The organism is Allosalinactinospora lopnorensis (assembly GCF_000981225.1).
GTDB lineage: Bacteria > Actinomycetota > Actinomycetes > Streptosporangiales > Streptosporangiaceae > Allosalinactinospora > Allosalinactinospora lopnorensis.
In genome coordinates this window covers 31,699-47,123 of sequence record NZ_LAJC01000046.1, presented here as the reverse complement: position 1 = coordinate 47,123, position 15,425 = coordinate 31,699, and the positions used below count along the sequence as shown (strand labels likewise).

Annotated in this window: 10 protein-coding genes and 4 pseudogenes; 8 read left to right on the top strand and 6 right to left on the bottom strand. The window is 71.8% G+C overall.

Going from position 1 to position 15,425, the window contains the following annotated elements:
* Window positions 1–15 precede the first annotated feature (15 nt).
* Window positions 16–798, bottom strand: a complete 783-nt coding sequence (locus VS93_RS16935) for an IclR family transcriptional regulator (RefSeq protein ID WP_052745813.1) — start codon at window positions 796–798, stop codon at window positions 16–18.
* Window positions 799–910: 112 nt separating this feature from the next.
* Between VS93_RS16935 and VS93_RS16930 the strand changes: the two genes are divergently transcribed.
* From VS93_RS16930 to VS93_RS16910, 5 genes are all read left to right on the top strand, one after another.
* The gene (locus VS93_RS16930) at window positions 911–1,945 is read left to right on the top strand and encodes a DctP family TRAP transporter solute-binding subunit (protein ID WP_046470884.1); all 1,035 of its coding nucleotides are present in this window, start codon (window positions 911–913) and stop codon (window positions 1,943–1,945) included.
* A gap of 52 nt (window positions 1,946–1,997) precedes the next feature.
* Window positions 1,998–2,777: an SDR family NAD(P)-dependent oxidoreductase gene (locus VS93_RS16925; RefSeq protein ID WP_236700591.1), complete on the top strand. Its 780-nt coding sequence runs from the start codon at window positions 1,998–2,000 to the stop codon at window positions 2,775–2,777.
* Between the two features lie 31 nt (window positions 2,778–2,808).
* Complete coding sequence (locus VS93_RS16920) at window positions 2,809–4,194, top strand: GntP family permease (protein ID WP_046470883.1); 1,386 nt, start codon at window positions 2,809–2,811, stop codon at window positions 4,192–4,194.
* Between the two features lie 89 nt (window positions 4,195–4,283).
* Window positions 4,284–6,032 carry an IlvD/Edd family dehydratase gene (locus VS93_RS16915; protein ID WP_046470882.1) on the top strand — a complete coding sequence of 583 codons (1,749 nt, stop codon included), beginning with the start codon at window positions 4,284–4,286 and terminating at the stop codon, window positions 6,030–6,032.
* Between the two features lie 69 nt (window positions 6,033–6,101).
* Window positions 6,102–6,884 (top strand): IclR family transcriptional regulator, encoded by a 783-nt coding sequence (locus VS93_RS16910; protein ID WP_046470881.1) that lies wholly within the window; start codon window positions 6,102–6,104, stop codon window positions 6,882–6,884.
* Between the two features lie 20 nt (window positions 6,885–6,904).
* Here VS93_RS16910 and VS93_RS16905 read toward each other — a convergent pair whose 3' ends face one another.
* The gene (locus VS93_RS16905; RefSeq protein WP_046470880.1) at window positions 6,905–7,759 is read right to left on the bottom strand and encodes a fumarylacetoacetate hydrolase family protein; all 855 of its coding nucleotides are present in this window, start codon (window positions 7,757–7,759) and stop codon (window positions 6,905–6,907) included.
* Window positions 7,760–8,218: 459 nt separating this feature from the next.
* Between VS93_RS16905 and VS93_RS16900 the strand changes: the two genes are divergently transcribed.
* Entirely contained in the window at window positions 8,219–8,779 is a 561-nt protein-coding gene (locus tag VS93_RS16900) for an HAD-IA family hydrolase (protein ID WP_338022758.1), read from the top strand.
* An 18-nt stretch (window positions 8,780–8,797) separates the two neighbouring features.
* Here the strand turns inward: VS93_RS16900 and VS93_RS16895 are convergent.
* From VS93_RS16895 to VS93_RS16880, 4 genes and pseudogenes are all read right to left on the bottom strand, one after another.
* Window positions 8,798–10,296: pseudogene (locus VS93_RS16895) on the bottom strand (sodium:solute symporter).
* 44 nt (window positions 10,297–10,340) lie between these two features.
* Window positions 10,341–11,503 (bottom strand): annotated as a pseudogene (locus VS93_RS16890) (anhydro-N-acetylmuramic acid kinase); the annotation flags it as partial.
* A gap of 361 nt (window positions 11,504–11,864) precedes the next feature.
* On the bottom strand, window positions 11,865–12,155 hold the full coding sequence (locus VS93_RS16885; RefSeq protein WP_082126955.1) for a MoaD/ThiS family protein: 291 nt from the start codon (window positions 12,153–12,155) through the stop codon (window positions 11,865–11,867).
* Window positions 12,152–13,253 (bottom strand): annotated as a pseudogene (locus VS93_RS16880) (WD40/YVTN/BNR-like repeat-containing protein). The gene VS93_RS16885 and the pseudogene VS93_RS16880 overlap by 4 nt, the downstream one beginning before the upstream one ends.
* Before the next feature lie 169 nt (window positions 13,254–13,422).
* On the opposite strand from VS93_RS16880, the pseudogene VS93_RS31835 reads away from it, so the two are divergent.
* Together VS93_RS31835 and VS93_RS16875 are read left to right on the top strand one after the other, a co-directional pair.
* A pseudogene (locus tag VS93_RS31835) lies at window positions 13,423–13,625 on the top strand (RNA-guided endonuclease TnpB family protein); the annotation flags it as partial.
* A 127-nt stretch (window positions 13,626–13,752) separates the two neighbouring features.
* Window positions 13,753–15,258, top strand: coding sequence for an MFS transporter (locus VS93_RS16875; protein WP_046470878.1), 1,506 nt, complete (start codon window positions 13,753–13,755; stop codon window positions 15,256–15,258).
* The last annotated feature ends 167 nt before the right edge of the window (window positions 15,259–15,425 follow it).

Here is a 15,425-nt window from a genome sequence, read left to right as displayed (position 1 = left end):
CGAGGAACAGTGGCCTCAGGGCGAGGGGGCGCCCATCCGGGTGCCCAGCTCCTTGGTGAGCTCGCGCAGCTCGGCCACCCGCGCGTCGCGCCTCTCCGCGGAGGACCGGGTCGCCAGGCCGGTGAAGCTGACCGCCGCGGCCTGCCCGATCGCAGACGTCCCCGGCACGGTCATCGCCAGGCACAGCAGGCCCTCGACCGTTTCGCCGTCGTCGACGGCGTAGCCGCGCTCCCGGGCGGCGGCGAGGTCGCGTTCCAGTTCGGTGAGGTCCGTGACCGACCGGGGGGTCAGCCTGGGCAGCGGGGTGCGGCCGGCCAGTCGGGAACGCAGCTCCTCCGCGGAGAGCTCGGCGAGCATCGCCTTCCCGGTCGCGGTGGTCGTCGCGGGGAGGGGCCGCCCGATCTGCGAGGCCAGGATGACCGGGTGCCGGCCGTCGCGCCGGGCGAGGTAGACGACGTCGAGCCCCGATTCGTCCAGTACCGCCAGTTGGATGGTTTCCTCGGGCGCCGCGCCGCGGCTGCGGCACACGTCCTGGAACTCGTGGATGATGTCGATGCCTGCCAGGTACGCCTCGGCGTAGCCGACCAGGCGCCGTCCCAGGCCGAACCCCTCCGGTGTCCGGCGCAGCAGCCCGGACTCCACAAGGGCGTTGCAGATGTTGGAGACCGACGACTTGGCGAGGCCGAGCCTGCGTGCGAGCTCAGTGAGGCTCATGACCTGCCCGCGCTGTTCGGCGAGCACGTCGAGGATCGCCGCCGCCCGGGTGACGGCGGGTGCCAACGAACGCTCCTGGCTCACTGCTGTCCCTCCCTCGACACAGAACCACATCCTGCGTTCAGCATAATGAACGACTCGGAGTGCCGGATTCACCTCACGTATCCGAGGCACGCCGCGCCGGAAGGGAGCCGAGATGCGTAAGCCGGCCGCCTCGCTGTCCGTATTCGCCGCGGCGGCGGTGCTCGTCAGCGGATGTGTCGGGCACGCGCCCGACCTCGACGCGGTGGACCTGGGATCGCGGTCCGCTCCGGACGGCGGCACCACCCTACGTCTGGCGCACGTCTACGACACGGAGCACCCCACGCACACGTGCGGCGCCGAAGAACTGCGCGAGCGGTTCGCCGAAGTGGGGGTGAACCTGGAGATCTTCCCCGCCGGGCAGCTCGGCGACGAGGAAGAGGCGCTGCAGTTGCTGCACACCGGCAACCTGGAGATGACCATCGCCGGTCCCGCGTTCCTCGGTTCGTGGTACGACCAGGCCGAGGTGTTCGACGCCGCCTACGCCTTCCGCAACGTCGACCACTTCGACGGGGTCACCAACGGCGAGATCGGCGAGGAGGTCTGGGAGGGGCTGCGCCGGGACGCCGGACTGCGGGTGCTGGCCTCCTGGTACTACGGCACTCGGCACACCACCGCCAACCACCCGGTCCGCGGCCCCGACGACCTCAAGGGCTCCAAGATCCGGGTGCCAAGCGCGCCCGTGTACCTGTCGAACACCAAGGTGATGGGCGGAACGGCCACCCCCATGGCGCTGGGCGAGGTGTATCTCAGTCTGCAGCAGGGCGCCATCGACGCGCAGGAGAACCCGGTGCCCACCATCCACACCTCGCGGTTCGACGAGGTCCAGACGCACGTCTCCCTGACGGGGCACATCGTGCAGGGAGTCATGCCGGTCATCGCCGACCCCGTGTTCCAGGACCTCTCGCCGGAGCAGCGCTCGCATGTCGCGGACGCCACCCTGGAGGTCTCCGAGGACGTGCGCGCGTGCATCGAGCAGGAGGAGACCGAGGTCCTGGAGGAGTGGCGCGAGACCGGCGGCCCCGAGGTGGTCGACGACGTCGACGCCGAGGAGTTCGCGGAGCAGGCCCGGGACATGCTGCCCCGTGAGCACGAGGAATGGGGCGATCTGTACCTGCGGATCCAGGACGAGGGGGAGGACTACGAGTGACCCCGGCCCGCCGTACCCCGCAGTGCGAACCGACCGGAAAGGACTGAAGGCGTTGGACGAGGAGGAGACGGCGCCGGGGGAGCGCGAGTTCGCCGGCATGGTCGCCCTGGTGACCGGCGGAGCCTCCGGGATCGGGCTGGCCGCCGCCCGCGCACTGGCCGACCGCGGAGCACGCGTCGCGGCGCTGGACCTGCCGGGCACCGAGGTGCGACCCGAGTTCACCGGCATCGACTGCGACGTCCGCGACACGGCCTCGGTCGACGCGGCGGTCGCTTCGGCCGCCGCGCGCTTCGGCCGCGTCGACGTCGTCGTCAACAACGCGGGTATCGGCGCGAGCGGGACGGTCGAGGACAGCGACGACACCCAGTGGCGCGAGGTCCTCGACCTCAACGTGGTCGGCATCGCCCGGGTGAGCCGCGCCGCGCTGCCGCACCTGCGCCGATCGCCGCATGCCGCCATCGTCAACACCTGTTCCGTCGCGGCCACCGTGGGACTGCCGCGGCGCGCGGTGTACTCGGCGAGCAAAGGCGCCGTGCTGGCGCTCACCCGCGCGATGGCCGCCGACCACGTGGCCGACGGGATCCGGGTCACCTGCGTGCTGCCCGGAACCGTCGACACCCCCTGGATCCAGCGGCTGCTGGACGCCGCGGAGGACCCCAACGCCGAACGCGCCGCCCTGACGGCACGCCAGCCCAACGGCCGCATGGTCAGCGCGGAGGAGGTCGCCGCGGCCATCAGCTACCTCGCCGGCCCGCGGGCGGGCGCCACCACCGGTACCGAACTCACCGTCGACGGCGGCCTGCACGGGCTGCGGCTGCCCGGACGCGGCTGAACCCCCTACCCCCTTCTGGACAGGTCACCTCATGGAAGACACCACGGCCCTCAGCGACGGTTGGCTCTTCGCGATCTGCGCGTCCTCGATCGTCGTCCTGCTGTTTCTGATCATCAAAGTCCGGCTGCACGCCGTCCTGGCGCTGATCCTGGTAAGCGCCGGGACCGCGCTCGCCACCGGCATCCCCGTCGGCGATCTGATTCCCACCCTCACCGAAGGGCTGGGCCAGACCCTGGGGTCGGTCGCGCTGCTGATCGCGTTCGGCGCGATACTCGGCCGGCTCGTCGAAGTCTCCGGCGGTGCGAGAGTCCTCGCGAACGGGCTGCTGCGGCTCTTCGGGGAGAAGCGGGCGCCCCTGGCACTCAGCGTGGCGTCGCTGTTCTTCGGCTTCCCGATCTTCCTGGACGCCGCCTTCGTCGTCATGCTGCCGATCATCTTCGCGGTGGCCCGCCGGCTGGGCGGCTCTGTGCTGCTCTACGCGCTCCCCGCCACCGGGGCGTTCATCGTCATGCACGCCCTGCTGCCGCCGCACCCGGGGCCGGTGGCCGCCGCCGAGATCGTCGACGCGGACATGGGGCTCGTCGTCGTGATGGGTCTCGCCATCGGCCTGCCGACCTGGTACCTGAGCGGCTACCTGCTCGGCCTGTGGCTGGGCCGGCGTTTCGAGCTGCCGGTTCCGACGATCCTGAGCGGCCCGGCGGTGGACGGCGAGGACGAACTCGGCCCGCCGCCGCACATCGGCACCCTCCTCTTCCTGCTGATGCTCCCCCTCGGTCTGATCTTCCTGAACACCGGACTGGCCACCCTCGCGGCGGACGGCGCGGTCGACGGCGATGCCGTCTGGGTGCAGTCGCTGCAGGCGGTCGGGGAGACGCCGGCCGCGCTGCTGATCACGGTGCTGGTCGCGCTGTGGCTGCTCGGCTGGCGCCGCCGGCACGGCGGGAACGTGCTGGAGCGCGTCGTCAACCAGGCGCTCGCCCCGGTGTGCACCATCATCCTGCTGACCGGCGCGGGCGGCATGTTCGGGTTCGTGCTGAGCGAGAGCGGTATCGGCGACGCCATGGCGCAGGCCCTGGACGAGATGGGACTGCCGATCGTCGTCGCGGCCTTCCTCATCGCCGTGGTCATGCGGGTCGCCCAGGGGTCGGCGACCGTCGCCGTGACGACCGCGGCGGGCCTGATGGCGCCGGCCATCCAGGCGTCGGGCGGGTTCTCCCAGCTCGAACTGTCCCTGATCATCCTGGCGATGGCGGCGGGGTCGATCGTGCTGTCCCATGTCAACGACTCGGGGTTCTGGCTGGTGCGCGGATTCCTGGAGATGGACACCAAGACCACGTTCAAGACCTGGACCGTGCAGGGAACCGCCATCGGTGTCATGACCTTCGGGCTCGTGCTCGCCGTCTACCTCGTCATCTAGATCCCACCCCGCGGCGCCGCGGGTACGCACCTGCCGGCGGGTCCGGTACCGGACCCGAACACCGACGCACGTCACCGAGGAGCGCAGTGATGGACACCTCCGCAGCCAACGCGAGCGAACGCCGCAGTACCCACTGGTTCGGCGCGCACGGCCGCTCCGGCATGCTCTACCGCTCCTGGATGCGCAACCAGGGCTTCAGCGACGAGGTCTTCGACGGCCGCCCCGTCATCGGCATCGCCGTGTCGGGGTCGGAGCTCGCCCCGTGCAATGCGCACCTGACCCGGCTGGCCGACTCCGTCAAGCGCGGGGTGTGGCAGGCCGGCGGTTTCCCCCTGGAGTTCCCCGTCATGGCGCTCGGGGAGACCGTCCTCCGCCCCACCGCGATGTTCTACCGCAACCTCCTGGCGATGGAGGCCGAGGAGCTCATGCGGGCCAACCCGCTCGACGGGACGGTACTGCTCTCCGGTTGCGACAAGACGACGCCGGGCCTGCTCATGGCGGCGGCCAGCGTCGATCTTCCCGCTCTCATGGTCACCGGCGGGCCGATGCTCAACGGGAAGTTCCGCGGCGCGGACATCGGATCCGGCACCCACGTCTGGAAGTTCGAGGAGGAGGTGCGGGCCGGGCGCATGAGCGAGGCGGACTGCGCCTTCGCCGAGTCCTGCATGTCGCGCTCGAACGGGCACTGCATGACCATGGGAACCGCCTCGACGATGGCCTGCATGGCCGAGGCGCTGGGGATGCAGCCGCCCTACGCCGCGACGTGGCCGGCGGTCGACGCCCGGCGCTACGCCGCCGCGCAACGGGCCGGGCAGCGGATCGTGGGCATGGTGGAGGAGGATCTGCGCCCCTCGGCCGTCATGACCCGTCGGGCCTTCGAGAACGCCATCCGGGTGAACGCCGCCATCGGCGGGTCCACCAACGCCGTCATCCACCTGCTGGCCATCGCCGGCCGGCTCGGCGTCGGGCTGTCCCTCGACGACTTCGACGGCCTGGTGCGCGACGTCCCCACCCTGCTCGACCTGATGCCCAGCGGCCGCTTCCTGATGGAGGACTTCTGCTACGCGGGCGGCCTGCCCGCGGTGGTCGCCGAACTCGGCGACCTGCTGCACACCGACGCCCTCACGGTCACCGGTGAGACCATCGGCGCCGCCGGCCGGGCGGGCGCCGATGCCGCCGAGTGCTACGACCGCGAGGTCATCCGCCCGCTGCACGACCCGTTCCAGCCGGCCGGGAGCGGCACCGCCGTCCTGCGCGGCAACCTCGCGCCCAACGGGGCGGTCGTCAAGCAGTCCGCCGCCAGTGCACACCTGATGCGCCACCGCGGCAGGGCGCTCGTCTTCGACTCGCCGGAGGAGTACTACGCGGCGGCCGACGACCCCGAACTCGACGTCGACGCCGACACCGTCCTGGTGCTCCGCTACTGCGGTCCGGCCGGGTACCCGGGGATGCCGGAGGTCAGCAACGTCGCGCTGCCGGCCAAGCTTCTCGCCGAAGGGGTGACCGACATGGTGCGCGTCTGCGACGGGCGGATGTCGGGCACCGCATACGGCACCGTTGTCCTGCACACCGCGCCCGAGGCCGCGGCCGGCGGCCCTCTGGCGCTGGTGCGCGACGGCGACGAGATCACCCTCGACGTGGCCGCGCGCCGCCTCACCCTTGAGGTCGACGACGCGGAGCTGGAACGCCGCCGCGCCGGGTGGACCCCGCCGGCGCCGCACTCCGAACGGGGGTGGACCAGGCTCTACTGCGAGCACGTCCTCCAGGCGGACGAGGGCGCCGACCTGGACTTCCTCGTCGGCGCCAGCGGACACGACGTCCCGCGCGAGTCGCACTGAGGGAACGGGCCGGCCTCCCGCCGCCTACACTGGTTCGCATATGTGAACCGGGGTGGGATGGGAGGCCGGATGGCCCAGTCGGTGAAGTCCGCGGAGCGGGCCCTGGAGATCCTGGAGCTGCTGACCCGGGAGCCGAACGGGCTGACGTTCGGCGACATCTGCGCCGAGCTCGACCTGCCCAAGAGCAGCGCCCACGCGCTGCTCACCACCATGCTCGGCCGGAGTTTCCTCGGTTTCGATGAGGCGGAGCGGCGCTACACGCTCGGCGTCCGGGTGTGGGAGGCCGGCCAGGGCTACCTCGCGGCCGCCGACCTGCAGCGGATCTCGCGCCCCTACATGGAGGCGGTCCGGGACCAGGTCAACGAGATCGTCCAGCTCGCGGTGCTGGACGGCACTGACAGCCTCTACGTCGGCAAGGTCGAGGCCGACCAGACACTCGTGCTCGTCTCGCACGTGGGATCCCGGCTGCCCGCCTACGCCACCGGCGTGGGCAAGGTACTGCTGGCCGACCTGGACGACGACAGGATCCGCGCCCGCTTCCGCGAGGTGGAGTTCCAGCGGTTCACGCCGCGCACCCTCCAGGGTCTGGACCGGTTGCTCACCGAGTTGGCGGCGGTGCGCCGGCGGGGCTACGCGACGGACAACGGGGAGTACACCCCGGGTGTCTTCTGCGTCGCCGTTCCGGTGCGCGACCACACCGGGACCGTCCGGGCCGCCATGAGCGTGTCCATCCCCGACGTGCGGGCCTCGGCGGAGGTCCGGCGCCGGGTGCACACCGTGCTCGACGGGCAGGCCGCGCGGCTGTCGGAGCGGCTCGGCCACCACGGGCGCGCGGCCGGCACCGCCCCTTGAGCCCTGGGGTGCGGCCCGGCCTACCCGGTGCTCACCACGCGCTGCTCCTGGACGCCGAGGCCGTCGATCTCCATGCGTACCGTGTCCCCGGCGGCGAGGTAGCCGAAGCGCCCGGAGAGCGCCACCCCCTCCGGTGTCCCGGTTATGACCACGTCGCCCGGGTCCAGGACCATGTACCGCGACAGGTGCCGGACGAGGTGGTGCACGCCGAAGATCATGTCGCCCGTGCTGGAGTCCTGCCGCACCTCGCCGTTGACCCAGGACCGCAGTCCCAGGCCCTGCGGCGACCGCACCTCGTCGGCGGGGACCAGCCAGGGGCCCAGCGGGTTGAACGTCTCGCAGCACTTGCCCTTGGACCACTGGCCGCCGGAGTGCTCAAGCTGGAACTCCCGCTCGGACACGTCGTTGGCGACGGCGTATCCGGCGACGCACCCGGCGGCGGCCTCCGGCGAGTCGAGGTACCGCGCCCGCCGACCGATCACCACCGCGAGCTCGACCTCCCAGTCGAGCCGGCTCGCACCGGAGGGGGCGCGTATGTCGTCGTAGGGGCCCACAACGGTGTTGGGGTGCTTGAGGAAGACGACCGGCGCCTCTGGCGGCGGGATGTCGCTCTCGGCCGCGTGCGCCGCGTAGTTCAGTCCTATGCACACCACGGCGCCGGGCCGGGCGACCGGTGCGCCTATGCGCCGGCCGTCGGAGTCCACCCGGGTGAGCGTGCCCGCGGCGAGCGCGGAGCGCGCCCTGGCGACGCCGTCCTCATTGAGGAAGGCCCCGTCGATGTCCCGTGTCACAGGGGAGAGGTCGTAGAGGATGCCGTCATCGGTGCGGACCGCCGGGCGCTCCGAGCCGTACGGGCCGAGTCGCAGTAGCTGCACGGTTCTTCCTCGCTGATCGGTGGCTGGTCAGTGGCTGTTCATCGCTGTTCGGTCCGGGTCCGCGCGTCTTCCGGGCCGGTGTTCCGCGGCGGCCCGGGGGGTACCGGCCCTCTTCCCGATCGCACCCGGGCCGGAATGGGGGGCACGGCGGCGTCCGGAGGGGCATCGCGGTGGCGTCCGGCACTGTGCGCCCTCCGGTTCATCAGCGTGAAATCGAGATCACATCTGTGAACTATCCCGACTGAAAAGTCCGATGTCAATGGCCGAGCGGCCGGTACCCCGGCCTGAGCACGGGGAATGAGTAGGCCCAAGACCTGTTCTCCCGACCCGCCGGACCTGCCGAGGGGGCCATGGAAGCCGCTCAACGCCCGTTGCTATCGCCTTCGATGTGATCGAGACGCTGTTCCCGCTGGACCCGCTGGAGGGGCGGTTCCGCGACGCCGGACTCCCGGAGGCGCGGTGCGGCACTGGTTCGACCATGTGCTGCGCGACGCCTTCGTCCTGGCCGCGAGCGGCGGCTACCGCCCGTTCCGCGACGTGGCGATCAGCGCGCTGCACGACGTCACCGGGCACCGGCTGCCGCAGGGCGCGGCAGAAGAGCTGATCAGCGCTATGGCGGCGCTCGACGCCCGGGCGGACGCCGCGCCCGCCATGCGCCGCGTCCGCGACGCCGGCGTGGCGGTGCTGACCCTCACCAACGGTGCCGCGGAGACCACCCGGCGGCTGCTCGACGGCGCGGGGCTGTCCGACCATGTGCAGCGGGTGATCTCGATCGACGAGGTGGGCAGGGGGAAACCCGCGCCCGAACCGTACCGGTACGCGGCCGAGGCGTGCGGCGTCGCGCCGCACCGGCTGGCGCTGGTGGCCGCGCACGGCTGGGACGTCCACGGCGCCCGCTCCGCGGGCCTGACCACGGGGTGGTCGAGCCACCTCGAAGGGCGGTTCCCCGCCGTTTTCGACCCCGCTGATGTGATGGGGACCGATCTCGTCTCCGTCGTGGACGGGCTGCTGGAGCTTTGACCTCCTGCGTACCGGTCCTCACGCCCGCTCGTCCTCACCGGCGGGAACGGGGGCGCCGCCGACGGTCGAGGCCTCATCGCGGTGCCGACGGGAGAGCAGGTAGCCGAGCCCGACCACGATGACCAGCCCGATGGCCGTGTACCAGGTGAAGCCGACGAGTTCCTGGCGGAAGAGGAACAGCCACACCATGGTCACCACGGCGGTGCTGAAGGCGATGGCGGCGTCGAGCTGCCGCGCCTTGCGGACCCACAGCCCGAGGAAGAACGCGCCGAGCAGCCCGCCGTAGGTCAGCCCGGCGACCGAGAGGCCGAGTTCGACGACGGGGTTGTCGGTGCCGGTGAACATCGCCGCCGCCCCGATGAACACCAGACCCCAGCCGAGGGTGAAGAGGCGGCCGAGCCTGAGCCCCTGCGCGTCGGAGAGGGGGCGAGCGGCGAACCTCTCGTACAGGTCGGCCATGGTCGAGGACGACAGCGCCGACAGCGAGGAGGACAGGGTGCTCATCGCGGAGGCCATGATCCCGGCGAGCAGCAGCCCCGACAGGCCGGCGGGCAGTCCCTCCACGATGTAGGTCGGGAAGATCTCGTCGTCCTGCGTGAGTCCGAGCTGTTCGGCCGCGGCGCCCTCGTAGTAGGCGAACAGCGCGAGCCCCACGGTCAGGAACAGGGCGAACTGAAAGAACACGACGACAGCGCTGCCGATCACGGCCTTCTGCGCATCGCGCAGCGTGCGGCAGCCGAGCAGCCGCTGGACGATGATCTGGTCGGCGCCGTGGGAGGCGGTGGACAGCAGGGCGCCCCCGAGCACCGCCGTGATCGTCGCGTACTCCGCCGATATCGGGTTCGACGTGAAGTCGAGGAACCGGGTCTTGCCGGAGTCGGCCGCGACCGAGAGGAAGTTCACGTCGAGGCTGCTGATGAGGAAGCCCAGCGCGATGAGGCCGCCGACCGTGTACAGCCCCATCTGCAGCACGTCGACCCACACCACGGCCCTGATACCGCCGATGAGGGTGTAGAGGATCGTGATGGAGCCGAGGACGGCGATGATCGAGAAGAAGGACATCTCCACCCCGTAGGAGTCCAGGATGACCTTCATCGGGATCGCGGCCGCGAACAGCCGGACGCCGTCGGCGAGCAGCCGGGTGAACAGGAACGCCACCGAGGCCATGCCCTGCATGCCGCGGCCGAAGCGCACGCCCAGGTAGGCGTAGGCCGTGATCATCTCGCCCCGGTAGTAGCGGGGCAGCAGCACGAAGGCGACGATCACGCGGCCGATCAGATAGCCCACCGCCACCTGCAGGAACGTGACGTCGCCCAGGTAGGCTACGGCGGGAACGCTGATCACGGTCAGTGCGCTGGTCTCGGTGGCGACCACCGAAAGGCAGACCGCCCACCACGCAACTGCCGGTTGCCGATGAAGTAGTCCCTCGTGTTGCGCTGCCTGCCGGACAGTTTGAGGCCGAGCCATGCCGAGCACAGCAGGTACGCCGCGATGACGATGAGGTCGAGTGGCTGCACCGCGATCCTCCGGGGGCGGGGTGGGTGTTCAGGTGCGGGGGGGTGTCGATACGCAGGCGGGGTCGGGAAGCGGTCGCCGACTCGGGAAGCCGGAGCGGCCGGCGCCGGGGGTGATACGCCCCGCTATCGGGGCACGCCGCGCGCCGGTGCGGCCGGGCACGGAGCCGGCCAGGCCGTGCCAGGTGAGGAAACCGAGCAGCGCGAACAGGTAGGCCTCCTTGGCCTCGCCGCCCAGGCCGAGCTCGTCGGACGGCCGGAGCCGGGCGGGGCGGAGCCGGGCGGCGAGCCGGTCCATCAGCGCCGGGTTCCGGGTGCCGCCGCCGGAGGCGAACACCTCGGCGACCCGGTAGGGCCGCACCGCGTCCGCGACGGTGCGGGCGGTGAGCTCGGCCAGGGTGGCCAGGAGGTCCGTGTCGCGCACCGGGGGGACACGCGCGAGTGCCGCGTCGAGGTAGCCGGAGTGGAACAGCTCCTTCCCGGTGGACTTCGGCGGTGCGAGCCGGTAGTAGGGCTCGGCGAGCAGCAGGTCCAGCAGGGCGCCGTCGGCCCGGCCGGCCCCCGCGAGCGCCCCATCGGCGTCGAAACGCGCGCGCCCGCCGGTCACCCGGCACGCCGCGGCGTCGAGCAGCGCGTTGCCCGGGCCTGTGTCGAACGCGACCGGCGCGGCGTCGGCCGGCACGACGGTGACGTTGGCGATCCCGCCGAGGTTCAGCGCGGCGGCCGGTTCCGCGCGCCCGCCGAGCAGGAGGGCGTCCATCAGACCGGCTAGTGGCGCCCCCTGGCCGCCGGCGGCCACGTCGGCCGACCGCAGGTCGGACACCACGGGCAGCCCGGTGGCCTCGGCGATCCACGCTGGTTGGCCGAGCTGCAGGGACCCGTTCACCGTCGTCCCGCTGACCCAGTGGAAGAGGGTCTGGCCGTGCGAGGCGACCAGATCGGCCCTTCCCCCGGCGAGTTCACCGATTCCGCGTTCCGCCGCCGCGGCGAACTCCTGCCCGACACCGGTGTCGATCCGGCACACGGTCTGCATCGTGACCGGCGCGGGCGGCAGGGCGTCGCGGATCGCCTGCTGAAGACCAGGGGAGTATCCGACCGAGCGGTAACCGAGCGGGACCATGCGCACGAGGGCCCCTTCCAGGGAGACCTCGGCCGCCGCGACGTCGATCCCGTCGGCCGAGGTGCCGGAGGACAGCCCGATGACGATCATGAGGCTCCTGCTCTTGGCGGGCCTGGCGGCGAAGGGGCGGGGGTCGGCGGGAGGGCTTTGGCGCGGTGCGGGCGCCGATGGTCGGTCAGACCGCGCTCGGCGGGCGGCGGATCGCCGGGCTGCACGCCACCGGCCGGATCCGCGCGGGTCTCCCGCGTGTGTGCGGCCTTTGTCTGTTGTCATCTCCGGTAGTGAACCGGCTACCAGTGGTACGTCCAGGGAGAAGGCCGCGTCAACCCCGCGCGGGGGTTCTCATCGCCGACTTGAGCGTTGCGTTCCTTCACGCGCGAATGAAGGAACGCGATCCTCGAGATCAGGGGGAATGGCGCCTCGGGAGAAGGGGACCAGGCGGAAAGCGGTGTCACCCGCCCGCCACCGACGGCAGCACCCGTACTTCGGTCCCGTCGGCGACCGCGGTGTCCAGCCCGGCCAGCGCGCGGCACTCGTCGGCGCCGACGAACACGTTGATGTAGCGCCGCAGCCGGCCCTGATCGTCGCGCAGCCGCCGATCCACGCGCGGGTAACGGCGCGCGAGCTCGTCGAGGAGGTCGCGCAGTGGCACCCCGCTCGCGGCGTCGACCGGCACGTCGGCCCGGGCCGCCCCGTCGCAGTCGGCCCGGAGCACCTGCGGGAGCACGACTGTCACGCTCATGGCACTCGGACCGCGCGTACGCAGAGCACGTCGGCAGGTGCGCCGCGACCTGTCGCCACTCCGGGTCGTCGTCGGTGGCGGCGTAAACGTCCCCGGCCCGGGTGCCGAAGTAGAACCCCGGGACGTCCGTGCCGTCGGTGCAGGCGGCGTCGCGGAGCACGATGCTGTAGTACGGGTCCGCCGGCAGCCCTTTGGCCGCCGGTCGCCAGGTGGCGCCGCCGTCGTCGGTGCGGCGCACGTCCAGCCGGTAGTCCGGCGGCAGATGGCACGCCTCGCTGATCACCGGGAAGGTCAGCGCCGTCCCCGGTGCGTGCGGGTGCGCGACCATGGCGAACCCGAAGTCGGCGGGCAGGCCGTCGGCGATCGGCGCCCAGCCGGAGAGCGGGTCCTCACTGCGGTAGACGCCGTGGTGGTTCTGCAGGTAGAACGCGCCGTCGGCCGCGACGGCGACCTTGTGCACGCACTGCCCGTACTCCGGGTACTCCTCGGGAAGGAACGTCGCACGGATTCCCCGGTTCGCGGGCGTCCAGGTGCCGCCGCCGTCCCGGGTCTGGTAGACGCCTCCGGTGGACATGGCCACGGTCATGCAGCGCGGGTCCGTGCCGTCGGCGCTCACCCGCTCCGGGAGGACGGTGTGGACGGCCGCGCCGCCGGCGCCGGGGAACCAGTCGGACCGGTGCGGATGGTCCCACAGCGCCCGGACCAGCTCGAAGCTCTCCCCGCCGTCGACGGAGCGGAACAGGGCCGTGGGCTCGACCCCGGCGTAGACGGCGCCCGGCTCGCCGCCGAAGGCGAACTGCCACACCCGGGTGAACGCGGCGTCGACGTCGGAAGGGAAGGCGATGGGCGCGTGCCCCGGTTCGCGCCAGCTGGTTCCCAGGTCGTCGCTGAACCACATACTCGGTCCGAAATGCGCGCTCTCCGAGCCGGCCAGGATCCGCCCGGTGTGCGGGTCGATCCCGACGGCGTACACACCGGACATGTTCGCGTAGTCCTCGGCGTCGAGGCGGTGCGGCCCCCCACCCCCCAACTGCGCCGATCGTCGCTGACCGCGGTGAACAACCCCTTGCGTGTTCCGATGACCAGGAGAAACGTCATGACCGCCCCCAGAGAGTGAGCCAATACGGCCACTGTGCACAGGCCTACGACAGTTCACCGCCGCCGCACCGGCCGGCGCGGTCGTCCGCCGGGGAAGAGCGAGCGGCGGAGGTGTTCACCCTTCCTCCTGGAGGATGCCCCGGCCTTCGGGCCGGGGAGGAATCCGGGTTGGACGTGTCCGACCTGCCGCACCCGACATGCTCGGGATGCCAACGCGGCGAAGAACATCTGCGCGGCTGGTCGAGTCGCAGCACGCGCCCACGCGGGTGATGCCTGTGGAGCTGGTGTCAGTCGGCAAGGGGCGCCGCCCTTCCGCGGTCGGCGATGAAGCGGGAAACCCAGTGGGTGACCACTGGAATCCCCGTCCTCTAGGAAGGGGAAGAAGTCAAGCACGTGTCGGATCAGGGACGGTGGTCAAGCGGGCGCGCGGCGGACCGCGGCGCCGGCGGCCGGAAGGCCCACTGCCGGTGAAGGAGTGTCCTGGAGAAAGGTCGGGTTCATGAGAGCCGAACCAGCGGGCGATGCGATCGTGTGGGGGACGGCCCGGGCGCGCTGGGTCCTGCTGGCCACGGTGCTCGGCTCGGGCCTGGCGTTCCTGGACGCCTCCACCGTCAACGTCGCGCTTCCGGCCATCGGGGGTGACCTGGACGCCGACGTCGCCGGCCTGCAATGGGTACTCAACGCCTACACCCTGGCGCTGGCCGCGCTCATCCCGCTGGGCGGCTCCCTGGCCGACAGGTTCGGCCGGCGCCGCCTCTTCCAGATCGGGGTGGTGTGGTTCGCCCTGGCCTCGCTGCTGTGCGGCCTGGCGCCCACCGCGGAGACGCTCGTGTTCGCTCGCGGGTTCCAAGGGGTGGGCGGCGCCCTGCTCACCCCGGGAAGCCTGGCGATCCTGCAGGCGTCCTTCGTCCGCGAGGACCGGGCGCGGGCCATCGGCGCGTGGTCGGGGCTGTCGGGGATCGCGGCCGCGCTCGGGCCCATTTTCGGCGGCTGGCTGATTGACGCCCTGTCCTGGCGGTGGATCTTCCTCACCAACCTCCCGCTCGTCGCCGTGGTACTGCTGGTCACGGCCAGGCACGTACCCGAGAGCCGGGACCCGGAGGCGCCGCGCCGCTTCGACGTGCCGGGCGCCGTCCTGGTGGCCGCCGGGCTGGGAAGCCTGTCCTGGGCGCTGATCAGCGCGGGGGAAGGCGGTTTCGGGGCTGCGCAGCTCGGTCTCGCCGCCGCGGGGGTGGCCGCCCTGGCGGCCTTTGTCGCCGTCGAGGCGCGCAGCCGGCACCCCATGCTGCCGTTGTGGCTGTTCGCCAGCCGCCAGTTCTCCGCGGCGAACATCGTCACTCTCGCGGTCTACGCGGCGCTGGCCGGGATGCTGTTCCTGCTGGTCATCTACTTGCAGCAGGTCGCGGGATACTCCGCCCTGGCGGCCGGGGCCGCGCTGCTGCCGATCACCGTGCTCATGCTGCTCTTCTCGGCCCGAGCCGGGCAACTGGCGGAGCGCATCGGGCCGCGGTGGCCGATGACCGTCGGGCCGCTGATCATGGCCGGCGGGATGCTGCTCCTGCTCCGGATGGGACCCGACGGGACCTACTGGGACACGGTGCTGCCCGCTGTCCTGGTGTTCGGCAGCGGCCTAGCGCTCACCGTCGCACCGCTGACCGCGACCGTGCTCGCCGGTGTGCCCGAGCGGCACAGCGGTCTGGCCTCGGCGGTCAACAACGCCCTGTCGCGCGGGGCGGGCCTGATCGCCGTGGCCGTGCTGCCGCTGGCCGCCGGCATCTCCGGGGCGAGCTACCGGAACCCGGAACTGTTCGCAGACGGCTTCCGCACGGCGATGCTGATCTGCGCCGGTATCACAGTGGCGGGCGGCCTTCTCGCCGCGGCCCTGGTCAGCAACCGGCTCGACACGGACGCCCCCGGCTGCCGGGCCAGCGCGATGAACCGCAAGCGGCACTGCGCCATCGACGGCCCGCCGATCGAGGCGGACATCGCACCGCAGCGCTCCTGAGGGCTTCCGGCGGCCCGCGGACCACCGGGCGTCTCTACCGCCGGTATACCGCCGGTTTCCCTGCGTGTTCCAGGCTGGAGCCATCCAATGAGCAGTACCGAAGGGTATTCGTGTCGGTGAGGGCCGGGAATCAGGGACAACGGACTGGGGCCGGACTGATCCACCAA

Excerpts from the sequence above, each read along its gene's own strand:
- VS93_RS16930 (WP_046470884.1), top strand. The coding sequence starts at position 911 with ATGCGTAAGCCGGCCGCCTCGCTGTCCGTATTCGCCGCGGCGGCGGTG.
- VS93_RS16910 (WP_046470881.1), top strand. The coding sequence starts at position 6,102 with ATGGCCCAGTCGGTGAAGTCCGCGGAGCGGGCCCTGGAGATCCTGGAG.
- VS93_RS16875 (WP_046470878.1), top strand. The coding sequence starts at position 13,753 with ATGAGAGCCGAACCAGCGGGCGATGCGATCGTGTGGGGGACGGCCCGG.
- VS93_RS16885 (WP_082126955.1), bottom strand. The coding sequence starts at position 12,155 with ATGAGCGTGACAGTCGTGCTCCCGCAGGTGCTCCGGGCCGACTGCGAC.
- VS93_RS16920 (WP_046470883.1), top strand. The coding sequence starts at position 2,809 with ATGGAAGACACCACGGCCCTCAGCGACGGTTGGCTCTTCGCGATCTGC.
- VS93_RS16915 (WP_046470882.1), top strand. The coding sequence starts at position 4,284 with ATGGACACCTCCGCAGCCAACGCGAGCGAACGCCGCAGTACCCACTGG.